The organism is Spirillospora sp. CA-128828 (genome assembly GCF_050945415.1).
Lineage (GTDB): Bacteria > Actinomycetota > Actinomycetes > Streptosporangiales > Streptosporangiaceae > Spirillospora.
Genome location: NZ_CP191986.1, coordinates 9432822 through 9454435 on the forward strand (window position 1 = coordinate 9432822; position 21614 = coordinate 9454435).

24 protein-coding genes are annotated in these 21614 nt (G+C 71.2%); 14 read left to right on the forward strand and 10 right to left on the reverse strand.

Annotated features, from left to right (window positions below):
• Positions 1–30 precede the first annotated feature (30 nt).
• The 3 genes from ACQPXG_RS45315 (at position 31) to ACQPXG_RS45325 (ending at position 3266) form a co-directional block, all read left to right on the forward strand.
• Positions 31–2181: an MMPL family transporter gene (locus ACQPXG_RS45315; protein ID WP_433465322.1), complete on the forward strand. Its 2151-nt coding sequence runs from the start codon at positions 31–33 to the stop codon at positions 2179–2181.
• 241 nt (positions 2182–2422) lie between these two features.
• Positions 2423–3055, forward strand: coding sequence for an N-acetylmuramoyl-L-alanine amidase (locus ACQPXG_RS45320; protein WP_433465323.1), 633 nt, complete (start codon positions 2423–2425; stop codon positions 3053–3055).
• An 85-nt stretch (positions 3056–3140) separates the two neighbouring features.
• On the forward strand, positions 3141–3266 hold the full coding sequence (locus ACQPXG_RS45325; protein ID WP_433465324.1) for a hypothetical protein: 126 nt from the start codon (positions 3141–3143) through the stop codon (positions 3264–3266).
• A gap of 19 nt (positions 3267–3285) precedes the next feature.
• On the opposite strand, the gene ACQPXG_RS45330 is transcribed toward ACQPXG_RS45325, so the two are convergent.
• A complete protein-coding gene (locus ACQPXG_RS45330) occupies positions 3286–4149 on the reverse strand; it encodes an alpha/beta fold hydrolase (RefSeq protein WP_433465325.1) in 864 nt (287 codons plus the stop codon).
• A 55-nt stretch (positions 4150–4204) separates the two neighbouring features.
• Between ACQPXG_RS45330 and ACQPXG_RS45335 the strand changes: the two genes are divergently transcribed.
• Entirely contained in the window at positions 4205–6166 is a 1962-nt protein-coding gene (locus ACQPXG_RS45335) for a BTAD domain-containing putative transcriptional regulator (RefSeq protein ID WP_433465326.1), read from the forward strand.
• On the opposite strand, the gene ACQPXG_RS45340 is transcribed toward ACQPXG_RS45335, so the two are convergent.
• Complete coding sequence (locus ACQPXG_RS45340) at positions 6153–6605, reverse strand: hypothetical protein (RefSeq protein WP_433465327.1); 453 nt, start codon at positions 6603–6605, stop codon at positions 6153–6155. The genes ACQPXG_RS45335 and ACQPXG_RS45340 overlap by 14 nt on opposite strands.
• A 214-nt stretch (positions 6606–6819) precedes the next feature.
• Here ACQPXG_RS45340 and ACQPXG_RS45345 point away from each other — a divergent pair, with 214 nt between their 5' ends.
• The gene (locus tag ACQPXG_RS45345; protein ID WP_433465328.1) at positions 6820–7092 is read left to right on the forward strand and encodes a hypothetical protein; all 273 of its coding nucleotides are present in this window, start codon (positions 6820–6822) and stop codon (positions 7090–7092) included.
• Positions 7093–7102: 10 nt separating this feature from the next.
• On the forward strand, positions 7103–7246 hold the full coding sequence (locus tag ACQPXG_RS45350; RefSeq protein WP_433465329.1) for a hypothetical protein: 144 nt from the start codon (positions 7103–7105) through the stop codon (positions 7244–7246).
• 30 nt (positions 7247–7276) lie between these two features.
• Here ACQPXG_RS45350 and ACQPXG_RS45355 read toward each other — a convergent pair whose 3' ends face one another.
• Entirely contained in the window at positions 7277–7510 is a 234-nt protein-coding gene (locus ACQPXG_RS45355) for a hypothetical protein (protein WP_433465330.1), read from the reverse strand.
• Positions 7511–7647: 137 nt separating this feature from the next.
• Here ACQPXG_RS45355 and ACQPXG_RS45360 point away from each other — a divergent pair, with 137 nt between their 5' ends.
• From ACQPXG_RS45360 to ACQPXG_RS45375, 4 genes are all read left to right on the forward strand, one after another.
• On the forward strand, positions 7648–8424 hold the full coding sequence (locus tag ACQPXG_RS45360) for a MerR family transcriptional regulator (protein ID WP_433465331.1): 777 nt from the start codon (positions 7648–7650) through the stop codon (positions 8422–8424).
• A 69-nt stretch (positions 8425–8493) separates the two neighbouring features.
• Entirely contained in the window at positions 8494–9402 is a 909-nt protein-coding gene (locus ACQPXG_RS45365; RefSeq protein WP_433465332.1) for a serine hydrolase, read from the forward strand.
• Between the two features lie 54 nt (positions 9403–9456).
• On the forward strand, positions 9457–11220 hold the full coding sequence (locus tag ACQPXG_RS45370; RefSeq protein ID WP_433465333.1) for a prolyl oligopeptidase family serine peptidase: 1764 nt from the start codon (positions 9457–9459) through the stop codon (positions 11218–11220).
• Positions 11221–11365: 145 nt separating this feature from the next.
• A complete protein-coding gene (locus ACQPXG_RS45375) occupies positions 11366–12007 on the forward strand; it encodes a hypothetical protein (RefSeq protein ID WP_433465334.1) in 642 nt (213 codons plus the stop codon).
• Between the two features lies 1 nt (position 12008).
• Here the strand turns inward: ACQPXG_RS45375 and ACQPXG_RS45380 are convergent, their stop codons facing one another.
• The 3 genes from ACQPXG_RS45380 to ACQPXG_RS45390 all read right to left on the reverse strand — a co-directional run bounded on the left by ACQPXG_RS45380 (position 12009) and on the right by ACQPXG_RS45390 (position 15198).
• Positions 12009–12677, reverse strand: coding sequence for a TetR/AcrR family transcriptional regulator (locus ACQPXG_RS45380; RefSeq protein ID WP_433465335.1), 669 nt, complete (start codon positions 12675–12677; stop codon positions 12009–12011).
• 46 nt (positions 12678–12723) lie between these two features.
• Entirely contained in the window at positions 12724–13788 is a 1065-nt protein-coding gene (locus tag ACQPXG_RS45385; protein ID WP_433465336.1) for an aspartate-semialdehyde dehydrogenase, read from the reverse strand.
• Between the two features lie 135 nt (positions 13789–13923).
• Positions 13924–15198 (reverse strand): aspartate kinase, encoded by a 1275-nt coding sequence (locus tag ACQPXG_RS45390; RefSeq protein ID WP_433465337.1) that lies wholly within the window; start codon positions 15196–15198, stop codon positions 13924–13926.
• Positions 15199–15608: 410 nt separating this feature from the next.
• Between ACQPXG_RS45390 and ACQPXG_RS45395 the strand changes: the two genes are divergently transcribed.
• Entirely contained in the window at positions 15609–16751 is a 1143-nt protein-coding gene (locus ACQPXG_RS45395) for a hypothetical protein (protein ID WP_433465338.1), read from the forward strand.
• Between the two features lie 241 nt (positions 16752–16992).
• Positions 16993–17172, forward strand: coding sequence for a peptidoglycan-binding domain-containing protein (locus ACQPXG_RS45400; RefSeq protein WP_433465339.1), 180 nt, complete (start codon positions 16993–16995; stop codon positions 17170–17172).
• Between the two features lie 61 nt (positions 17173–17233).
• Here the strand turns inward: ACQPXG_RS45400 and ACQPXG_RS45405 are convergent, their stop codons facing one another.
• Together ACQPXG_RS45405 and ACQPXG_RS45410 are read right to left on the reverse strand one after the other, a co-directional pair.
• Positions 17234–18082: an LLM class flavin-dependent oxidoreductase gene (locus tag ACQPXG_RS45405; protein WP_433465340.1), complete on the reverse strand. Its 849-nt coding sequence runs from the start codon at positions 18080–18082 to the stop codon at positions 17234–17236.
• Positions 18083–18143: 61 nt separating this feature from the next.
• Positions 18144–19316 carry an FAD-dependent monooxygenase gene (locus ACQPXG_RS45410; protein ID WP_433465341.1) on the reverse strand — a complete coding sequence of 391 codons (1173 nt, stop codon included), beginning with the start codon at positions 19314–19316 and terminating at the stop codon, positions 18144–18146.
• Positions 19317–19427: 111 nt separating this feature from the next.
• On the opposite strand from ACQPXG_RS45410, the gene ACQPXG_RS45415 reads away from it, so the two are divergent.
• Both ACQPXG_RS45415 and ACQPXG_RS45420 read left to right on the forward strand, forming a co-directional pair.
• The gene (locus ACQPXG_RS45415) at positions 19428–20051 is read left to right on the forward strand and encodes a TetR family transcriptional regulator (protein ID WP_433465342.1); all 624 of its coding nucleotides are present in this window, start codon (positions 19428–19430) and stop codon (positions 20049–20051) included.
• A gap of 107 nt (positions 20052–20158) precedes the next feature.
• The gene (locus ACQPXG_RS45420; RefSeq protein ID WP_433465343.1) at positions 20159–20449 is read left to right on the forward strand and encodes a hypothetical protein; all 291 of its coding nucleotides are present in this window, start codon (positions 20159–20161) and stop codon (positions 20447–20449) included.
• A gap of 4 nt (positions 20450–20453) precedes the next feature.
• Here the strand turns inward: ACQPXG_RS45420 and ACQPXG_RS45425 are convergent, their stop codons facing one another.
• Positions 20454–20999: a DUF5063 domain-containing protein gene (locus tag ACQPXG_RS45425; RefSeq protein WP_433465344.1), complete on the reverse strand. Its 546-nt coding sequence runs from the start codon at positions 20997–20999 to the stop codon at positions 20454–20456.
• Positions 20992–21591 (reverse strand): recombination mediator RecR, encoded by a 600-nt coding sequence (gene recR, locus ACQPXG_RS45430; protein ID WP_433465345.1) that lies wholly within the window; start codon positions 21589–21591, stop codon positions 20992–20994. Before recR ends, ACQPXG_RS45425 begins: the two co-directional genes overlap by 8 nt.
• Positions 21592–21614: the final 23 nt, after the last annotated feature.

A 21614-nucleotide genomic window follows, 5' to 3' on the forward strand; every position in this document is an offset into this window, starting at 1 on the left:
AAGTAGCCGTGTTCGCTTCCTGGGGGTCTCGTGCATTCCGCTGCGCCGGTCGGTTCGGCAACGGGACTGGCCCGCGCCGGGGCGTTCTGCGCGCGCCATCCGAAGTGGGTGATCGCGGTCTGGCTCGTCCTGCTGGTGGCGGCGCTGGGCGGGCGGAAGGCCGTGGACGCCACCTTCAGCGATCAGATCAGCCTGCCCGGGACGCAGTCGAACACCGGGGCCGGGCTGCTCCAGAGCGCGGATCCGATGGCCGGGCAGCCGAACGGGAAGGTCGTCCTGCATGTCGGGTCCGGCGCCGTCTCCGACCATGAGCAGGCGGTCGGCGCGACCATCGCCGACCTGAAGACCCTGCCGCACGTCGTGAGCGCGTCGAATCCCGTGACCAGCGCGGACGGGCGCACCGCCGTGATCACCGTGATCTTCGACGTGCAGCTGAAGACGCTCGGTCACGGCTACACCGGCCGGCTCGACGAGGCCACCGAACCCGCCCGCGCCGACGGCGTCCAGGTCGCCTACGGCGGGGACCTGGACCAGGTCGTCCGGACGCCTCCCGACGAGACCCTCAGCGAATCCATCGGCATCGGCGCGGCCGTGCTGATCCTGCTCATCGCCTTCGGCAGCGTCGCGGCGGCGCTGGTGCCGGTGGGCTGCGCGCTGGTCGGCGTCGGCGTGGGCATCGGCGTGGTCGGCATGATCGCGGGCCTCGTGACGTTCGGGACCTCGGCGCCGACGCTGGCGATCATGATCGGGCTGGGCGTCGGGATCGACTACGCGGTGTTCCTGACCACGCGCTTCCGGCAGGACCTGATCGACAGCGGCCGGCCCTGGGAGGCGGCCACGAGAGCCACGGGATCAGCGGGGCACGCCGTCCTGGTCGCGGCGATCACCGTTGCCGTGGCACTGCTCAGCCTGTACGCCTGCGGGCTGACCTTCATCGGGAAGCTCGGGTTCGCCGGCTCCGTCGCGGTCGCCGTGGCGGCCAGCGCGGCGCTGACGCTGGTACCCGCGGTACTGGCGCTCACCGGACGCCACATCGACCGGCTCCGCGTGCGCCGTCCCGTCGCCGAGACCTCCGGCGGGCACGACAGCTGGCACCGGTACGCCATGCTGATCTCGCGCCGGCCGTGGCCGTTCCTCGTCGTGGGCGCCGGGCTGCTCGTGCTGATCGCCGTGCCGCTGTTCTCGATGCGGCTCGGCCACGTCGCCGACGGCGCCGACCCCAAAGGCAGCAAGACCCGCACGGCCTACGACTGGATCGCCGACGGGAGCGGGCAGGGGTTCGGGCCGGGCGCGAACGGGACCTTCACCGTCGTGATCGACGCCCGCCACGCCACCACGTCCACCGGCCGGATCACCGACGACGTCGACCACGCCCTCCAGGGCACCCAGGGGATCGCCAGTTTCACCCCGGTCGCGGCCACTTCGGACAAGAACGTCCTGATCACGACGGTCACCCCCACGACCGGCCCGCAGACCGCGGCCACCAGCGACCTGTTCTCCACGCTGACCGGGCACACGCTTCCGGACGCCCTCGCCGGCACCGGGGCCAAGGGGTACGTCACCGGCACCACCGCGGGCCAGCTCGACTTCCGCGACACCGTCAAGGAACGGCTGCCGATCATCATCGGGATCGTGCTCGTGGCCGCGTTCCTGCTGCTGATGGTCGTGTTCCGGAGCCTGCTGATCCCGCTCAAGGCCGTCGCCCTCAACCTGCTCACGACCGGCGCGTCCTACGGCGCGCTCGTCGCGGTCTTCCAGTGGGGCTGGGGGGACGAGCTGCTGGGCCTGCCCGAACCCGTCCCGATCGAGTCCTATGTGCCGATGATGATGTTCGCGATCGTCTTCGGCCTGTCCATGGACTACGAGATCTTCCTGCTCTCCCGCATCTCGGCGGCCTGGAAGTCGTCCCACGACAACACCAAGGCCGTCGGCACGGGGCTCTCCATCACCGGCCGGGTCATCTCCAGCGCCGCCCTGATCATGACCGTGGTGTTCCTGGCCTTCACCGCGACGCCCACGGTCGTCGTCAAGATGCTCGCCCTGGGCCTGGCGATCAGCGTCATCCTCGACGCGACGATCGTGCGCCTCGTCCTCGTCCCCGCGCTGATGGTCCTGATGGGAGAGGCCAACTGGTGGCTCCCTCGCCGCCTCGACCGCCACCTCCCCCACCTCCGCGCCTGACGGCCTCGTTTAACGGTGTGGGTGGGTGTGCAGACTGTTAGGGGTGAGGGCGTCGTCTGGGGGAGGCGGGCCTGTGGGGGTGTTTCCGGGTCTGGTGGCCGCCGGGGTGGTCTGCTGCCTGGGCTTGCTGGCCGCCTGTGACGGTTCGTCCGATGGCGGTTCGCCGGCCACCAGCCGTAATCCGCCGCCGGTCACGCAGGGCGCGAGTTCTCCGGGGGCGCCGCTGAGCGGGAAGGTGATCGTGGTCGATCCCGGTCACAACGGCGGTAACGCGTCCCATCCGGACGAGATCAACAAGCAGGTCTTCATCGGGAACGGCCACAAGGCGTGCAACACGACCGGTACGAGCACCCCGGACGGTTACAGCGAGCACGCCTTCACCTGGGATGTGTCCAACCGGCTGGCGAAGCTGCTGCGGGCCGCGGGCGCCAAGGTCACGCTTACGCGGAAGAACGACACAGGGGTGGGGCCGTGCGTCACAGAGCGGGCGGCGATCGGGAACCGGCTGCACGCCGACGCGGCGCTGTCGATTCACGGCGACGGTGCGGCGCCGTCCGGGCATGGCTTCCATGTGATCGTCCCGAAGCCGGTGGGCAAGAACGCCGGGATCGTCGCGGCGTCCGGCCGGCTGGGCGTCGCGATCCGTGACGCGTACCGGTCCGGGACGGGCATCCCATCCTCCACCTACGTGGGGAAGGACGGCCTGGACACGCGCAGTGACCTGGGCGGGCTGAACATGTCCACGGTGCCGGTCGCGTTCATCGAGTGCGGCAACATGCAGAACCCGGGTGACGCGGCCAAGATGGCGAGCGGCGCGTTCCGGCAGCGCATGGCCGAATCCCTGGTGAAGGGCTTCGAGAACTACCTCGGGTGACCTTGTTTGCCCCCCGGAGGGATTAGGGGGAGAGCGTCCGGCTACATGTCGAATCGACGCTGTTGTCGGGCGAACGGGGGACGGCATGGCCGGCAGGGGTGGACGAAGGGCGCCGCCGCTCAACTGGGAGATGCTGCTGGGGCTGGCGACGACCGGATTCATCATCTACGTGTGGGTGTGGGCCGCGACGCAGGGCGGCCCGCCCTGGTGATCCGGGGCGGGCCGCCGATCTAACGGGCCAGGAGGGCTCTGAGGGACTTCGCCACCTCCCCCGGCGCCTCTTCCGCCATGAAGTGGCCGCAGGTGACGGTCTCGTGTTCGAGGTCGGACGCCCAGGCGCGCCACAGCGCGGCCGCGTCGAAGCCCAGGGCGGCGCCCCAGTCCTGCTGCAGGACGGTCACGGGCATCCGCAGCCGGTTCCCGGCCTCGCGGTCGATCGTGTCGTGCTCGACGTCGGCACCGGCGGATGCGCGGTAGTCGGCGACGATCGACGGGATCGCGGCGCGGCAGGCGTCCAGGTAGGCGGTGCGGATGCCCGGCGGGATCGCGGACGGGTCGTTCGCCCACAGGTCCAGGAAGTGCCCGAAGAACGCGTCCGGCGCCCCGGCGATCAACTGCTCGGGCAGGCCGGGCGGCTGGGCCATCAGATACAGGTGGAAGCCGACGGCGGCGGTGATGCCGCGCATGACGTCCCACATGTCCAGGGTCGGCAGAACGTCCAGGCAGGCCAGGTGGGTGATCGTGGCGGGGTGGTCGAGCCCGGCGCGGAAGGCGACGAGCGCGCCGCGGTCGTGGCCGGCGAGGGCGAACCGGTCGTGGCCGAGGGCGCGGGCGGCGGCGACGATGTCGGCCGCCATGACACGCTTGGAGTAGCCGCCGGACGGTTTGTCGCTGTCCCCATATCCGCGCAGGTCAGGGACGATGACCGTGTGATCGGCGGCAAGGTCGGCGGCGACGTGCCGCCACATCAGGTGGGTCTGCGGGAAGCCGTGCAGGAGGACGATCGGGGAGCCCGAACCCCCGGTGGCCACGTTGAGCGACACGCCCTCGGCGACGGGCACCCGGCGGTAGTCGAAGTCGGTGATGGTCGGCATAGCTTCAGGTTGCCGGGCGCGAATGAGCATCCGATGAGCGCTATACCGTGGTGCCGTGGAGGTCCTGTTCGGGGTGCTGGGGCCGGTGACCGCCTGGGACGGGTCCGGGAACGCGATCGCCCTGAAGGGCCCGCGGCACCGCGCCGTCCTGGCCCGCCTGATCGTCGCGCGCGGGCGCGTGGTCCCGGTGTCGAGGCTGGTGGACGATCTGTGGGCCGATCCGCCTTCGGACGCGGTCGGGGCCGTCCGCACCTTCGTGGCGGCGCTGCGGCGCGTCCTGGAGCCCGACCGTCCGCCGAGAACGCCGCCCCGGGTGCTGGTCACCGAAGGGCCGGGGTATGCGCTTCGCACCGGGCCGGACGGAGTGGACGCCTGGCGTTTCGAACAGGCCGTCGCGGCGACGCGTCCACCCGCCGAACTGGTCGGAACGCTGGACGAGGCGCTGGGCTGGTGGCGCGGCCCCGCCTACGCCGAGTTCGCCGGCGAGCCGTGGGCCGACGGCGAACGTTCCCGGCTGGCCGAGCTGCGGCTGCGCGCCGTCGAGCGGAAGGCCGAGGCGCGGCTGGCGCTCGGCATGGCCGCCGAGGCGATACCGGATCTGGAAGCGCATGTCGCCGAGCATCCCTGGCGCGAGGACGCCTGGCGTCTGCTGGCGCTCGCCCTCTACCGCACCGGCCGCCAGGGCGACGCGCTGGCGGTGCTCCAGCGCGCACGCGGCCTGCTGGTGGAGCAACTGGGGCTGGACCCCAGCCCGGCCTTGCGCCGTCTAGAGAAGGACATCCTCCGCCAAGCGGAGCACCTGGAAAAGGGGCAGGACGCGGCGTCGCGAGTGTGGGCGCAGGCGGCCGAGGCGTACGACCGCACCGTGGCGTCCGGCGCGCGGGCCCGCCTGGAATCGACGGTCGGCATCCTGCGGAACCTCGCGCTGACCGGCGGCGGGGGCCTGACGGCGGCCCGCGAGCAGCGCATGGCGGCGGTCACGGCCGCCGAGGAGCTGGGCGACGCCGAGCTGACCGCCCGGGTGATCGGCGCGTTCGACGTCCCGGCGATCTGGACCCGGTCCGACGACCCGCACCAGGCCGCCCAGGTCGTCGCGGCGGCCGAGCGGGCCCTGGCCGGGCTGCCGCGCGGGCACCAGGCCGCGCGGACGCGGCTGCTGGCCACGATCGCCCTGGAGTCACGGGGTTCGCGCGGCGTCCGGGGCCGCGAGGCCGCCAAGGAAGCGGAACAGATCGCCCGAAGCCTGGACGATCCGGCCCTCCTGGCCTTCGTGCTGAACGGCGTGTTCATGCAGTCCTTCGACCGCGCGGGTCTGGCGTCGCGAAGGGACCGGATCGGCGCCGAGCTGGTGGAGCTGTCGGCGCGGAACGATCTGGCGGCCTACGAGGTCCTCGGGCATCTCGTCCGGCTCCAGGCCCGGAGCGCGCTCGCGGACTTCGCCGGGGCCGACGAGCACGCGGCCGCCGCGGACCGGCTGGCCGAGCGGGACGAGCGTCCGCTGGTCGCCGTGTTCACGACCTGGTACCGAGCGCTGCGGCTCGCCGCGGCCGACGCCCCGATGGCCGAGGTGGAGGCCGCCTACCGGAACGCCGCCGCGGGCACGCAGGGCTCCGGCATGCCCGGGGTCGAGAACGGCCTGCTGCCGCTCGCGCTTCTCTGCCTGCGCGTCCAGCACCGGTGCCCCGCCCAGGTCGAGCCTGACGACTGGGGGCCCTACCGGCCCTGGGCGGACCCGCTGGTGCTGGTGGCGCGCGACCGGCCGGGCGAGGCCGCCGCGGCGCTCCGGAACGTCCCCGAACCGCCGCGCGACCTGCTGTTCGAGGCCCTGTGGTGCCTGACCGCGCAGGCCGCGATCGCCGTGAACGACCGCCCGATGATGCGGCGCGCGCACAACGCGCTGGCCCCGGCGGCCGGCGAACTGGCCGGTGCGGGCAGCGGCCTGATCACGCTGGGCCCGGTCTCGCGACACCTGGACGACCTCACCGCCGCCCTCGGCGGGGCGGTCAGTTCTTGCTGAGGAGGCTGTAGAGGCGGCGGGTCACCTCGGGGCGCGCGGCGCGGTGGTGGGCGTCGACCGCGGCGCCGACGATGGCGTGCTCGGCGGTGAAGGCGGTCTCCATGACCGCGATGAACTCGCTCGTGGGCGGGTAGAGGCGGGCCGCGGCGTCGGCCGTCCGGCGGACGAGCACGCGGGCGCCGGTGCGCAGCGCCGACTCGAAGTGGCGGACGTCCTGCCCGGCGAGGGCCTCGCCGACGCCGAGGTCGCGGAACGCGGCGAGCACGGCGCTCGCCTCCAGCGCCCCGGTGTAGACGGCGAGGGCGTCCCTGACGAGGGAGAGGATCTCGCCCGGCCGCAGGTGCGTGTAGGCGGGGACGCACGTGGTGATCTCGCCGACGACCTCGGCGGTGATCTCGTCGATTCGGTCGGTGAGGAACTGGTCCAGAGCGGGCTGCATGGCGCGTCCCCCCTCGATCCGGCGGATGCGGTGGGGCTATGTTACCGGCGCGTAGGCCAGATTTGTCGGCTGTTTCCGAAATGCCCCGGGTCCCCTAGGGGGATTACTCCACCCTGGTTGGGGGTTTTCCCCTATAGCGATGAAATCGCGCGGGGGGCAGAGTCGTACTAGGAGAAGGGGACGAGCGACCCTCCGCAGGAAGAAGGCACTCCCCATGTCGAACACGCCGAGCTTCACCTCGATGACCGCCTCCGAACTCGCCGAGATCCTGTTCGCCTCCCGGCTGCAGGAGTCCGACCACCCCTCCGCCGAGCAGGTCCGCACGGCGATCCACGACCGGTTCGGAGCCTGCGGCGGAGACAGCTCCGCCTGCGTCGCCGTCGTCGCCCAGGAGGCGGGCGACCACCCGGAGACCTATCTCGCCCGGATGCGCTGGGCGCTCACCAGCGTTTCCACCGCCTACCCCGGCCTGGCCAAGGCCGCCTGAGGAGGAACAGATGCGTTCACCGTTCATCGACCGGCCCCAGGACATCGTCCCTCGTTCGCTTCGCGACCTGCTGGCCACCGAGGCGTCACAGGCCGCGAACGAAACGCCCCGGCGCCGACAACGCCGGACCAGGATCGTCCGGCGCGTCACCTAGCGATCGCGTCACCGGCCCCGCCCCGCGGGGTCAGTGGCGCGTCTTGGACTTCTTGCTCGTCTTGTGCTTGTTCGAGTGCTTCTTGTGACTGCCGCCGCCGTCCGACTCCCACTCGTAGCCGGGCGTGTTGTTCTTGCAGAAGCGGTCGCTCACCTTCGTGTCGGTCGCGTCGTGCTCGCACCACCGGTCCTGTCCGCAGGCGGTCAACCCGAACGCGGCGACCAGGCCGGTCAGCGCAAGGGCCACGGAACGGGTTCTCAGCATCTTTCGCCTCTTTCTGGCAGGGGGTGTCAGCGACCTGGTGACGATGACCTGGGTCTGACGTGCGCGGCGGCGATGGCGTTCCGCCGCCGGACGGCACCGGATGTGACCGGTTCCGGGCGCGAACTATGCTGGCGGCCGTGAGCGAAGAGCCGACGGAGGAACAGGGCGGCCGTCCAGGCGGCGGAGGCCGCGAGTACCGCATCGGCGAACTCGCCAAGGCCGCCGGTGTCCCGGTCCGGACGCTGCGCTACTACCAGGAACGCAAGCTGCTGCCCCCGCCGCGCCGCGAGGGACGCATCGGGCTTTACTCCGAGGACCATCTGGCCCGTCTCCGCATGATCGGGAACCTGCTGGACCGCGGGCACACCCTGGAGGGCATCCGCGAGCTGCTGTCGGCGTGGGAGCAGGGCCGCGACATCGGCACCGTCCTCGGGGTCGAGAAGGCGGTCACGACGCCGTTCTCGAACGAGATCCCGGTGACGATGACGCTGGACGAGCTGGCGGCGCTGTTCCCCGGAGAGGTCGGCCCGGAGTCGGTCGAGCGGGCCGTCGCCCTCGGCCACATCGAGGTGGACGGCGACCGCGTCACCCACTGGAGCCGCCGCCAGCTGGACGCGACGGTGACGTTCGTCCGGGCGGGAGTGCCGCTGGACGCCGTGCTGTCGGCCGGCCTGGAGCTCCAGCGCAGCATGGACGACCTCGCCGCGATGTTCGTCCGGCTGATCGCCGCCCACGTCGTCGGGCGCCTCGACGACCAGGACGTCGGCGACCGGCACCTCGGGGAGCTCACCGAGACCCTCGCCCGGCTGCGTCCCGGCGCCCAGGTCACGGTCGAGGCGGGCTTCGCGCGGGCCATGGACCGGCGTGTCCGCGCCGAGATCGACCAGCTCCTCGGCCGGCTGACCACACCCTGAGCCGCGTTTGACCCGATCGCGGGCGAGGGATCCGGCGCCCCGGCCCGCATGATCGTTAGCGTGACTGGAATGTCACGCCGCGCCGCCGTGTTCGCGCTCGTTCTCCTGCCGGTCACCGTGCCCGCCGAGGCCGCCGCCTCGGACGGCCCCTGCGCCTCGTCCGCGCATCCGCACATCGCCGAGCGGCTCGGCGCGCGGATCGAGCGGTCCCTGGACGAGCGGGCCGGCGTCGAGTCGGTCGCCGTGTACGACCGCGAGCGCGGCATCCGCTGCGCCGTCGCGGGCGGACGGCACTACGACTCGGCGAGCGTCGTCAAGGCGACGATCCTGGCCGCGCTGCTGCGGAAGGCGGCGGACGAGCGGCGCCCGCTGACGGCGTCCGAGAGATCCCGGGCCCGCAAGATGATCACCCGGTCGGACAACGGCGCGGCATCGTCCCTGTGGCGTTCCGTCGGCCCGGCCCGCATCGCACGGTTCCTCGACCGGGCCGGGATGACCCACACGGCGCTCGATCCCGGCGGACGCTGGGGACTGACGCAGATCACCGCGAACGACGAGGTCAAGCTGCTCGAACACTTCACCTCCCACAACGCCCTGCTGCCGGACAAGGCCCGCGCGTACGCGCTCGGGCTGATGCACGAGGTCGTCCCGTCCCAGCGCTGGGGTACTCCGGCAGGGCGTCCCACCGGAATCACCTGGCATGTGAAGAACGGCTGGCTGCCGCGCCACAACCGGTACTGGCGCGTGCACAGCATCGGCGCGTTCGACGGGCACGATCTCGACCGACACGGTGCGGACTACATGATCGTGGTGCTCACCAGGGACACGCCGTCCATGGCGTACGGGGTGGAGACGACCGAACGCGTCGCGCGAGCCGTCCACCGCACGCTGAACCAGGCGAAACGCCCGATGACCGACCGGAGCATCCCGAACGAGACGTGGGAGACCTCGGACGGCTCCGTGCCCCCCGGTGTCTGACCGGGCCCGGAGTCGCCCCACGCGATGACCCCGGCCGGTGGCGATACTGGGGGCATGGTCGACGACGAGCGCTGGAAGGCGCGTTTCCGGGCTGCCCGGATGAGCCTGCCCCGATGGGCGCGTGACGCCCCGAGCCGTAGCATCTACCGGTCGAACGCGACCGGGACCTGGGAGATCTACACGTGGGACCGCGACACCGGCGCGCAGCGCCAGGTGACGGAACGTCCCAACGGCACGTGGATGGGGACCGTCGACCCGTCAGGTGAATGGGTGTGGTGGTTCGCCGACACGGACGGAGACGAGTTCGGTGTCTGGCAGCGCATCCCGTTCGACGGCACGCAGAGCGTTCCGGCCGTTCCCGAACTGGAACCGTCGTATCCGTCTGGGCTGTCCCTAGGCCGCAGTGGTCTCGCCGTAGTCGGACGAACGACCGACCAGGGAAACACGATCCATTTCTGCCGGCCTGGTTCGGCCCCAGACGTGCTCTACCACCACGCAGAGGACGCGCACGTCGCCGCCCTCTCCCGGGACGAAACCCTGATCGCGATAGGGCACAGTGAGCACGGCGACAGCCGGCACATGGCGTTGCGCGTCGTGCGTCCCGACGGCTCCACGGTCGCCGACCTCTGGGACGGCCCAGGCAAAGGCGTCTACGGCGCCGGGTTCGCGCCGGTCGAGGGCGACACGCGCCTGCTGGTCAACCATGAGCGGCGCGGCCGGGAGGAGATGCTCATCTGGGACCCGGTCGCGGGCACCGAGCAGGAGATCGTCCTCGATCTGCCCGGCGAGATCGGCGCCGACTGGTACCCGGACGGGACGGCGCTGCTGATCTCCCACTCGCACGAGGCCCGCGACGAGCTCTACCGGTACGACCTGTCGGACGGTTCGCTCACCAAGATCGACACACCGCGCGGGGTGATCGGCGGGGCGGACGTACGGCCGGACGGGGCGGTCGAGTTCTCCTGGTCGTCCGCCGCCGAGCCGCCGGTGATCCGCTCCACGTCCGGCGCGGTCGTCCTCACGCCTCCGGGGCCGGCGGCGCCGCCGTCCGTCCCGGTCGAGGACGTGTGGGTGGACGGCCCCGGCGGGCGCATCCACGCCCTGGTCAGCAGGCCGGAGGGCGACCGCCCCTACCCGACGGTGTTCGATGTCCACGGCGGGCCGACCGCGCAGGACGACGACTCGTTCGTCCCGACGGCCGCCGCCTGGATCGACCACGGCTTCGCGGTCGTCCGGGTCAACTACCGGGGATCGACCGGCTACGGCTCCGAGTGGCGCGACGCCATCGAGCAGCGCGTCGGCCTCACCGAACTGGAGGACGTCAAGGCCGTCCGCGACTGGGCGGTGGCGTCGGGTCTCGCCGACCCGGCGCGGCTGGTCCTCACCGGCGGCTCGTGGGGCGGGTTCCTCACCCTGCTCGGCATCGGCACCCGGCCGGACGACTGGAGCGTCGCCGTCGCGGCCGTCCCCGTCGCCGACTACGTCGCCGCGTACGAGGACGAGATGGAGGGCCTGCAGGCGTTCGACCGGTCCCTGTTCGGCGGCTCCCCGGACGAGGTCCCGGACCGCTACCGCGAGTCGTCCCCGATCACCTACGTCGCGCAGGTGAAGGCGCCCGTCCTGATCCTGGCGGGGGAGAACGACCCGCGCTGCCCCATCCGGCAGATCGACAACTACCTCGCCCGGCTCGACGAGCAGGGACACCCGCACGAGGTCTACCGCTACGACGCGGGCCACGGCTCCCTGGTGGTGGAGGAGCGGATCAACCAGATGGCGGCCGAGATGGGTTTCGCCCGCAAACACCTCGGCATGTCCTGATCTTTCCGGGGGGCGGGCGCACCTCGCCCGTCCCCCGGGGTTTTACAAGATCGACCCCCGGGCACCTCTCCGATCAGCCACCAGGCAAGGCCGGCCCGGTACGGACCGGCCCGCCCCCCGGACACACCGATCGGGGGGATCTCACATGCCACGGCCGCACCACGCCCATGCGCTGCCTCATCATCCGGCCTTCCGCCTGGCCGCCATGGTCGCGGCCCTTACCGTCGCCGCGGCGATGCTCGCCGCCGCGTCCCCGCACGCATCCGCCGCCCGAAGCTCCATGGGAGACGCGCGCCCGCCCGGCCCCGCGCCCGCTTCCAGCGTGGTGCGCCTGCTCAACGTGGCGTCCGCATCCGTGGCGCCTCCGCGGGACGAGCCGCCGGAATTACCGAAGTCGCTGCGCCTGGAACAGCAGTTCGCCAAATACACGCTGCGCGCGAACGGGATCGGATGGCGGTCGACCGGTCAATGCTCGAACCGGGCGGTCGCGGCCTGCACGTCGTTCGAGGGCGTCCGGTGGGGGACGATCAAGGGCCTGATCGACTTCGCCAAGGAGAGCGGCTGCGAGATCACCGTGACCGGCGGCACCGAGCACGGTCACGCGGGCGGCACCTACGGCCACGGGAACGGCTACAAGCTCGACATCGCGACGGGCGACTGCGTCGACCGCATGATCGAGCGGTACCCGTCCACCGGTGTCCGGGGCGACGGGGCACGGCTCCACCGCTCACCGGACGGCACCGTCTTCGCCCGCGAGAAGGACCACTGGGACATCACGTTCCGCTGAGTCAGGCGCGGACCTCGCGGATGATCCCGACGAGCTCGCGGGTCACCGACTTGAAGCCGGGGATGCGCGACATCGCCACCATGCGGTTGACCAGCGGGACCGTCCGCTCGACGAGGAGGTAGGTCTTGCGGCAGCCCGGCGAGTCGTCGTGCACCCAGTACAGGACGATGCCCATCGAGTAGATCCACAGCAGCTCGGGCAGCTCCGCCCGGAACTCCCGGTCGATCTTGAGGTCGGAGCCCTCGACGACCTCCCGGTAGATCGCCACCGCGGAGTCGCGGGCCGGGCCCGACTCGGCGCTGAACGGATTGAGCGGGCTGGTCGGCTCCGCGGCGAACTTGAAGAACTTCCCGGCGAACTCGTGGTACGGGATCATCGTGTCGACCCGCGCCTTCAGAACGCCCAGCAGCCGGGGCGCGAACTCGGTCTCGGAGCCGAGGACGGCCCGGCAGGCGGCGACGTGCTCGTCCTGCAGCTCGTCGTAGTACGCCTGGATCAGCTCTTCCTTGGATCCGAAGTAGTAGTAGGCGTTGCCGACCGAGACGCCCGCCTCCTTGGCGATCGCCCGCATCGTCGTCGCCTCGTACCCGCGCTCCCGGAACAGGCGCAGCGCCGTCTCGACGATCATGGCGCGCGTCTGCTCGGACTTCACGGCCTTCGTCTCGGTCACGCATGCCACCCTAAAGCCCGAGCGCGACGTCCCGTCCTCGCAGGGCTCAGCCGGTCAGGTCCGCGGTGATCAGTTCGGCCGTCTGGACGGTGTTGAGGGCCGCGCCCTTGCGGAGGTTGTCGCCGCATAGGAACAGGTCGAGCGCGTGCGGGTCGTCGGGGGAGCACCGCACGCGGCCCGCCCAGGTCGGATCGGTGCCGGCCACGTCGGACGGGGTCGGGAACTCGCGCATCTCGGGGTTGTCGCACAGGACGACACCGGGCGACCGGGCGAGCACGTCCTGCGCTTCGCGGCGGCCGGTGCGCCCCTCGAACACCGCGTGCACGGCCATCGAGTGACCGACGAGCACCGGGACGCGGACACAGGTCGCCGACACCTTCAGCTCGGGCAACCCGAGGATCTTGCGGGTCTCGTCCCGGAGGCCGGCCTCGTCGGACGTCCAGCCGCCCTCGGCGTGCGTCCCGGTCCACGGGACGACGTTCATCGCGAGCGGCGCCGGGAACGGGCCGAGCTCGCCGACCACACCCCGGATGTCGCCCGCCCGGTTGCCGAGCGCGCGGTCGCCGCCGACCTTCTCCAGCTGCGTGTACAGGGTGTCGATGCCGTCCAGCCCCACCCCGGAGGCCGCCTGGTAGGACGCGACCACCAGCTCCTTCAGCCCGTACCGCCGGTGCAGCGCGCCGATCGCCACGATCATCGACAGCGTCGCGCAGCCGGGGCCCGCGACGATGCTCCGGGGACGGTCCCGGACCCGCTCGGGGTTGACCTCGGGGACGACGAGCGGGACGTCCGGCCTCGTCCGGAACGCCCGGGAACCGTCGATCACCACGGCTCCGCCCGCCGCGGCGACCGGCGCCCACTGCGCGGCGACCGCGTCCGGCACGGCGAACATCGCCACGTCGGCGCCCTCGAAGACCTCCGGGGCGAGTGCCGACACCCCGACGTCCTCACCGCGCACCCGGAGCGTCCGCCCGGCGGACCGTTCCGAGTCGGCGAGCCGGATCTCCCCGTACAGGTTCCGGCGGGTGGACAGCAGGTCGAGCAGCACCGATCCGACCGCCCCGGCCGCGCCGGCGACCGCGAGGGTGGGCAGGCCGGAAGCAGAGTCCATCGTCGCACTCACATCCTCAGAACTACCGCGGTCCGCGACCGGTTCCCGGACGGATGCTGCCACGCCCCGCCACGTGCGAATGCGTCCCGCGACGCAGAAGGCCGCGCGGGACGTCCCGCGCGGCCCTCCGGGACGTCAGCGGCCGGTGCCTCCGTAGACGACGGCCTCGACCTGGTCGGAGTCGAGGTCGAACGCGCGGTGCGCGGCGGCGACCGAAGTGTCGATGTCGTCCTGGGCGACGACGACCGAGATCCGGATCTCCGAGGTGGAGATCATCTCGATGTTCACTCCCGCGTCGGCGATCGCGCCGAACAGCGTCGCGGTGACGCCGGGGTGCGACCGCATCCCGGCGCCGATCAGCGACACCTTGCCGATGCGGTCGTCGTAGCGGAGCGACTCGAACCCGATCCGCTCCTTCAGCTTGTTGAGTGCGGTCAGCGCGCTCTGCCCGTCGGTGGACGGCAGCGTGAACGAGATGTCGGTCCGTCCGGTGGACGCCGCCGACACGTTCTGCACGATCATGTCGATGTTGATCTCGGCGTCGGACAGCACCGTGAAGATCGTGGCGGCCTCACCGACCTTGTCCGGGACCCCCACCACGGTGATCTTGGCCTCGCTCCGGTCGTGCGCGACGCCGGAGATGATCGCCTGCTCCATGTCCTGTCCCTCGATCTCACTGCTGTCGATGACCCACGTGCCCTCCTTCTGGCTGAAGGAGGATCGCACGTGGATGGGGATGTTGTACCGGCGCGCGTACTCCACGCAGCGCAGATGCAGGATCTTCGCGCCGCTCGCCGCCATCTCCAGCATCTCCTCGTAGGAGATCTTCGGGATCTTGCGCGCGGCGGGCACGATGCGCGGGTCGGCGGTGAAGACCCCGTCGACGTCGGAGTAGATCTCGCAGACGTCGGCGTCCAGCGCCGCCGCGAGCGCGACGGCCGTCGTGTCGGATCCGCCCCGGCCGAGCGTGGTGATGTCCTTCGTACCCTGCGAGACGCCCTGGAACCCGGCCACGATGCAGATCGAGCCCTCGTCCAGAGCGGTCCGGATCCGTCCCGGCGTCACGTCGATGATCTTGGCTCGGCCGTGCGAGCCGTCGGTGATCACTCCCGCCTGGGAGCCGGTGAACGAGCGGGCCTCATGGCCCAGGTTGGCGATGGCCATGGCCAGCAGGGCCATCGAGATCCGCTCGCCCGCGGTGAGCAGCATGTCCAGCTCACGGCCCGGCGGCAGGGGACTGACCTGCTTGGCCATATCGATGAGGTCATCCGTCGTGTCGCCCATGGCGGAGACCACGACGACCACGTCGTTGCCCGCCTTCTTCGTCGCGACGATGCGCTGGGCGACCCGCTTGACGCCTTCGGCGTCGGCGACGGAGGAGCCACCGTACTTCTGCACGACAAGAGCCACGGGTGGGCGCTCCTCGGATCGGGGTCAGGCGTACCGGACGACGAGTCTACCGAGCCCACGCCCATGGATCACGACCAGGTAACTACCGCCCGGTCGCACAGGGTGAGGAGGAGGCGGCCGCCGGGCCGCCCGGTCGCGGAGTGCGAGGCGACGGGATCGCCCGGCCCGCCGCGCGATCCCGTCAGGCGAAATGGCCGACAATGTACCAGGTGATGTATTTGCGTGGACCGGCACGCAATTAGGCTGGATGCCGGCCGCAAGACGATGCACGGGCATGTCACCTACCGAGGGGACCTGTGCATATGGGGCGCCGGCCATCGCGAATACCGTTCGTGTCCAGATTCTCCGAATGGACCCACGAGCGAGCTTCCTGGGTCCTCTGCGAAGGAGTTCGCGCGAACGCCCGGGAATTGGACGCCGCGTTGGAGGCCCGGGCTTCCGACCCGGGTTCCGCCGAGCACGCACAACTCCTGTCCAACGCCCGGCATGCCGTGCGCAGCGCGCTCCGCGTCATCGACGTCGATGTGCATCGGCGGGGCCCGACAGCGTCCCATGTGTCCGCAGCGCAGATGCACGTCAATTCCGCGCGCACCTTGTGGTGGAAGACGCTTCCTCCCGAGGATCTCGCACCGCACCTGCCGGACCTGTTCGCCATCATCAAGCAGCACCTTCCTGCGAACGACACGCGCAGGATCGCCGCCGAGGACGTGGCGCGGAACATGCAGCAGGCGCAGCTGGCGAGCCATGCCGCCCAAGCCGCGGACGGCCGTCGCCACCGATGGATAGGGGCGCGCGCCTCCGGGCATGCCACGCCGTCGTCCGAGGCGATGTCGACCGTGCTGGACGCGGTCGACGCCGCGCGAGAGGCCTCGATGAAGGAGAAACTGCGCGCCGCGAATTTCGCACGGCTCGTGCGCTGGGTGACGGCCCTGCTGTTCGGCCTCGCGATCGCCATCGCCGTGCTCGGGGCCATCTGGAAGTCGGCCGTGCCACTGTGCTTCACGCTCGCCAACGGTTCCCGGCAGGAGTTCGGTGTCGTCTGCCCGAGCAGGTCCGTCAGCCTGCCGTCCGGTGCCTCGGCGGGGCAGATGGCCGGCCGGACGGCCTCTCCCGGGGACTACGTCATCGTCGAGATCGCCGGGATGACGGCGGCCTGCATCGCGGCCGCCGCCGCCCTGCGGAAGGTCCGGGGGACCTCGACCGCCTTCGGGATCCCCGTCGCGCTGGCCCTCCTAAAACTGCCCACCGGGGCGATCGTGGCCGTGCTCGGCATCATTCTCCTGCGCGGCGAGTTCATCCCGGGGCTGAGCGCCCTCGACACGTCGGGCCAGATCATCGCCTGGGCGGTCGTCCTCGGCTACTCGCAGGAGCTGTTCACCAACTTCGTGGACAGGCAGGGCCGGGAGGTGCTGGACGGCGTGCACGGGACCGCCGATCCGAAGGCGGCGCGGGAGATCGCCAACGCGGAGGCGACGGCGACGGCCTCCGCGCCGCTGCCGGTGCCGGTGCCGAGCGGGGACGGTGAAGGGCGGCCCGCGAACACGAAGAATTGAAACTTTCACCATTTCGATTCCGCTTCGCGGAGGCCCGGCGGCACGCGGCCCGATTTTTGCCGAACGCTTCCCGCATGGGCGTTGTTTCCTTGATGCCCCACTTTGGAGAGTGAGCAGAGGAAGGAGCAACGACCGCAAGGAGGCGATAGGCATGACCCAGACCCAGCAAAGCGCTAAGCAACAATCCGTACAGGGTCCGCCCTGGCCAGGTCGATTCCTCACCTTGATGAAAGGTGACGACGTGCGTACCTGGCAGGACAAGATGCGCAAGCGCGGCTGGACGAGCCTCGTGGTGGACGGCATCTACGGCACCCACTCGGAGGAGGTCTGCAGGGCCTTCCAGAAGGAGAAGGGGCTGAGTGTCGACGGCATCGTCGGCCCGAAGACGTGGGAGGCGACCTGGAAGGCGCCGATCACCTGACGTCGTGAGCGCTGCCATTGAGCGGGCGTGCCGGTCGAGGCACGCCCGCTCAATGGCATGATCACAGGGCCGGCGGGCCCTCCTCGATGCGGCGCAGGACGGGTCCGAGCCGCTCGTTCTCCACGCTGTCGATGCGGCGGCGCTCGTCCCACCAGGTGGCACCCGCGTCCATGAGCGGACCGACGAGGTCGCGCGCGTCGGCGGGGCTGGCACCGCCCACCACGATCTCGAACGGCCCGTCCCCTTCGCGATGCCGCCGCACGAAGGCGGCCAGGTCGCGGACGTCCTCGGCGGCGGGGGCGTATCCGTGCGAGCCGGGGCCGAACAGCGGGACCGCGCCGTCCCAGCGGGCGGCCCGGAGCATCGGCCGCCGGTTCGGCCAGAACCCCGCGACCCACACGGGCGGACGGGGACGCTGCGCGGTGGCGGGCAGCAGCGCCACGTCATCCACCTGGTAGTGCCGCCCGTGGTGCGTCACCGGCTCCCCGGACCAGTACCGTTCGAGCAGGCCGAGCCCCTCGTCCAGCCGCTCGGCCAGCACCGCCTTGTCGGTGGGCTCCCCGAAGGCTCCGTACTCGTCCTCGACCGGCCCGCCCAGGCCCGCCGCGAAGATCACCCGTCCGCCGCTGAGGACGTCGAGGGTCGCGACCTGGCGGGCGAGCTGCTGCGGCCGCCGCCGCGGGACCGGGGTGACGAGGGTGCCGAGCCTGATCCGGTCGGTCGCCAGCGCCGCCGCGGTGAGCAGCATCCACGGGTCCCCGAAGGCCTTGCGGTGGCTCTTCACATGGACGACGTGGTCCCAGACGAACAGCCCGTCCCAGCCCGCCTGCTCCGCCGCCGCCGCGACCCGGGCCACCGTCCGCGGGTCCGCGAAGTCCCCGAAATTCGGAATGTTGATCGAAAACCGCACCCCCGCATGGTCCGATGCCGCGGCCGCGGGAGGCAACCGGATTAGCGGGCCACCGGACGCCTCAGCGGTGCCGGGCGGGGTCGGTGGAGAGTTCGGAGAGGTTCATAGCCATCGTGCGGTGAACGGCCGGGACCCAGTCGAGAGCGCGCAGCAGGGTGTTGCGCATGCCGCGGAGGACCGGGCTGCCGACCGTCGCGACATGCGTCATCTTGTCGGTGAAGGAGACGACGTGCTCGGCGATGGGACGGCGTTCCGTCTCGTAAGCGTCCAGCGTGCCGTCGGGCGCGCCGTCGTTGAGGACGGCGGCGAGCTTGTCCGCGAGCACGAGGGCGTCCTGGATGCCGGTGTTCATGCCCTGCCCGCCCGCGGGGCTGTGGACGTGGGCGGAGTCTCCGGCCAGGAAGACGCGTCCCGAGCGGTAGTGCGCGGCCAGCCTGTGGTGGACGCGGAAGCGTGAACTCCACACGACGTCCCGGACCACCGCCGGGTGCTCCTTCGGGCCCCGGCCGTCCAGGAGCGCCTGGACATCGGCGGCGGTCGGCTCCTTGGGGGCCTCGTTGACGGTCGCGACGATGCGGTGCCGTCCTCCGGGCAGCGGAGCGACCACCGTCACGCCTTCCGGGGAGAAGAACAGCATGACCTCGTCTCCGGCGCCGGCCCAGTCCAGGTGCACGTCCGCCAGCACGAAGGACTCCGGGTAGGCGTCGCCCTCGAAGGCGATCCCGGTGTGCTCGCGGACGATGCTGTGCATCCCGTCCGCCCCGACCACGTAGCGGGCCTGGAGCCGCTCGCCACCGGCGAGAGCGGCCGTCACGCCGTCCTCGTCCTGTGTCAGCCCGGTCACCTCGAAGGGCCGGTTCACCTGCCCGCCGACCGCCTCCAGGCGGCGAAGCAGGATCTCTTCGGTGATGTTCTGGGGGACGAGCAGCGTGTAGGGGAAGTCGGTCGGCAGCTCGCCGAACTCGACGGTGAGCAGGACGCGGTCCCGTTCACGGACGGTGAAGCGCGGCACGACGAGGCCGCGCTCGATCAGCTCGTCGGTGACCTTGATGTCGCGCAGCACTTCCAGCGTGCGGGCATGGACGACGGCCGCCCGGGAGGTGTTCGCGCCTTCGGCCGCCCGGTCCAGCAGGACCGCGTCCACACCGTGCTGCCGGAGCGAGGTGGCGAGCGACAACCCGACGGGACCTGCGCCGATGACGAGCACGTCGGCGGACTGCGGGAGAGCCTGCATGGTCGACTCCTATACCAATGCCTGTTTGCCAACGTTTGATGGCCAACACGTGATGGACTCTAGACCGTCGAACCGGCGTTTGCCAACGCGTGATGGCATATGTTGGCGGGCATGGCTTTCACCGAGCGCTCCGCGGCGACCAGGACCGCGATCCTGAGTGCGGCCCGGCGGCGGTTCGCGGGCGACGGCTACGAGCGGGCGACGATCCGCGCCATCGCCGCGGACGCCGGCATCGACCCGTCCATGGTCATCCGGTACTTCGGCAGCAAGGCCGACCTCTACGCCGCCGCCTCGGCCATCGACCTCGCCGTTCCCGACCTCGGCGACGCCGGGGACGCGGCCGCCGCCTACGTGCGGGCGTTCCTGGCCCGCTGGGAGGCCGGCGATAACGCCGCCGAGGCCGTCCTGCTGCGCACGGCGCCCACCCACCCCGATGCCGCGGCCCGCGTCCAGGCCATCTTCGACAAGGAGATCGTCCCCGCCCTGCGGAAGGCCCTGCCGGACGACCCGGACGTCCGCGAGCGCGCCGCCCTCCTGCTGAGCCAGACCCTCGGCATCGCCTACTGCCGCTACCTGCTGGGCATCGAGCCCCTCGCGTCGATGGACGTGGGCGATGTGGCCGTCATGGCCACCCGCGCCGCCGAAGGCCACCTCTACGGCGCCCGCACCGCTTCCACGGACGGAGACGGCGCGAATGAAGACGACACGGCCGGAGACGACACGGCCGCGGTGTGATGAGATCTTCTCGGTGGACCACCCGAAAGCGGGGCAAAGCGTCTATGTAACGGCGGGCGCCGGCCTGGCGGGCGTCCGCTGTCGTGACCGAGCCGATGGGAGAGTCGATGGCCGCGTTCGAGGACTTGCCGCGAGTGCCCAGGGGGCCGCTTCATTCGCTGTACGCGGCCCTGCGGCGGCGGGCGCCGCAGGTGTCGGCAACGCGGCCGGACGACGACCGGGGCGTGCTGTCCGTCGCGTACCGGGGACAGGAGGCGACCATCGTCTGGGACGACGATCTGCGCCAGTACGCGTGGGCGTCCGAGACGGGCGGACAGATCGGCTCGGACGTGGAGAAGGCGGCCGAACTGGTCGCGTGGGCGTTAGGCGCGTCGGTGAGTTTCGGCGCGTCCGGTTAGGCGACTAGGCCCTGGCCACTTCCGTCGAGACGTCCAGACGGGCGTTGGCGACGAAGGCGTGCAGGGCGCGCAGGGCGGCGCCCGCGTGGTTGCCCCAGTGGTTGAAGTAGGAGTACTGCCACCACCAGAGGGCCTCCAGCGGCCGGTCCTGGTTGTAGTGGCGGAGCCCGTGGACGAGATCGCTGGCGACGTCCACGAGGTCGTCCGACAGGCGGTACGAGGTCGGCTCGGTGTCCTTGTAGGGGTCGAAGACCTCGACGTACTCGTCCAGCGCTTCGAGCCGCTCGCAGAGGCCCTGCCGGATCGAGTCGAGGTCGGGGTCGTCGCCGACCTCGGGTTCCCAGTTGTCCGGAAGGATCACGTCGGCGCTGGCGCCGAGCTGCGCGCCGGCCAGGATGACCTGCGACACTTCGAGGAGGAGGAGCGGGATGGTGTGCGTCCCGCCGTCGCCGCGGGCGACCGCCTCCAGTCCGTTCAGGTAGTTGTCGACGTGGCACGCCACGCGTTCGGCGAGGGCGTTCCAGTCCTGCGGGCTGTTGGCGTCAGACATCGAGCAGCCTCCGTCCTTCGAATGCGCGGCCAAGCGTCACCTCGTCTGCGTACTCAAGATCGCCACCGACCGGCAGGCCGCTGGCCAGACGGGTGACGGTGATGCCCATGGGCTTGACGAGCCGGGCGAGGTACGTCGCCGTCGCCTCGCCTTCCAGATTGGGGTCGGTGGCGAGGATCAGCTCGGTCACCGTCCCGTCCGCGAGGCGCTGCATCAGCTCGCGGATGCGCAGGTCGTCCGGTCCGACGCCCTCGATCGGGCTGATCGCGCCGCCGAGGACGTGGTAGCGGCCGCGGAACTCGCGGGTCTTCTCGATCGCGACGACGTCCTTGGACTCCTCCACCACGCAGATGACGTGGGGGTCGCGGCGCGCGTCACGGCAGATCCGGCATTCCTCTTCTTCCGCGACGTTCCCGCACGTCTTGCAGAAGCGGACCTTGTCCTTGACCTCCTTGAGCGCCTTGCCGAGGCGTTCGACGTCGGCCGGATCGGCGGCGAGGAGGTGGAAGGCGATCCGCTGCGCGCTCTTGGGGCCGACGCCGGGCAGCCTGCCCAGCTCGTCGATGAGGTTCTGAACCACCCCTTCGTACAACGGACCCCTCCTTTCCTGAGTCG

Excerpts from the sequence above, each read along its gene's own strand:
- ACQPXG_RS45325 (WP_433465324.1), top strand. The coding sequence starts at position 3,141 with ATGGCCGGCAGGGGTGGACGAAGGGCGCCGCCGCTCAACTGGGAGATG.
- ACQPXG_RS45330 (WP_433465325.1), bottom strand. The coding sequence starts at position 4,149 with ATGCCGACCATCACCGACTTCGACTACCGCCGGGTGCCCGTCGCCGAG.
- ACQPXG_RS45340 (WP_433465327.1), bottom strand. The coding sequence starts at position 6,605 with ATGCAGCCCGCTCTGGACCAGTTCCTCACCGACCGAATCGACGAGATC.
- ACQPXG_RS45345 (WP_433465328.1), top strand. The coding sequence starts at position 6,820 with ATGTCGAACACGCCGAGCTTCACCTCGATGACCGCCTCCGAACTCGCC.
- ACQPXG_RS45350 (WP_433465329.1), top strand. The coding sequence starts at position 7,103 with ATGCGTTCACCGTTCATCGACCGGCCCCAGGACATCGTCCCTCGTTCG.
- ACQPXG_RS45355 (WP_433465330.1), bottom strand. The coding sequence starts at position 7,510 with ATGCTGAGAACCCGTTCCGTGGCCCTTGCGCTGACCGGCCTGGTCGCC.
- ACQPXG_RS45365 (WP_433465332.1), top strand. The coding sequence starts at position 8,494 with ATGTCACGCCGCGCCGCCGTGTTCGCGCTCGTTCTCCTGCCGGTCACC.
- ACQPXG_RS45370 (WP_433465333.1), top strand. The coding sequence starts at position 9,457 with ATGGTCGACGACGAGCGCTGGAAGGCGCGTTTCCGGGCTGCCCGGATG.
- ACQPXG_RS45375 (WP_433465334.1), top strand. The coding sequence starts at position 11,366 with ATGCCACGGCCGCACCACGCCCATGCGCTGCCTCATCATCCGGCCTTC.
- ACQPXG_RS45385 (WP_433465336.1), bottom strand. The coding sequence starts at position 13,788 with ATGGACTCTGCTTCCGGCCTGCCCACCCTCGCGGTCGCCGGCGCGGCC.
- ACQPXG_RS45410 (WP_433465341.1), bottom strand. The coding sequence starts at position 19,316 with ATGCAGGCTCTCCCGCAGTCCGCCGACGTGCTCGTCATCGGCGCAGGT.
- ACQPXG_RS45415 (WP_433465342.1), top strand. The coding sequence starts at position 19,428 with ATGGCTTTCACCGAGCGCTCCGCGGCGACCAGGACCGCGATCCTGAGT.
- ACQPXG_RS45420 (WP_433465343.1), top strand. The coding sequence starts at position 20,159 with ATGGCCGCGTTCGAGGACTTGCCGCGAGTGCCCAGGGGGCCGCTTCAT.
- ACQPXG_RS45425 (WP_433465344.1), bottom strand. The coding sequence starts at position 20,999 with ATGTCTGACGCCAACAGCCCGCAGGACTGGAACGCCCTCGCCGAACGC.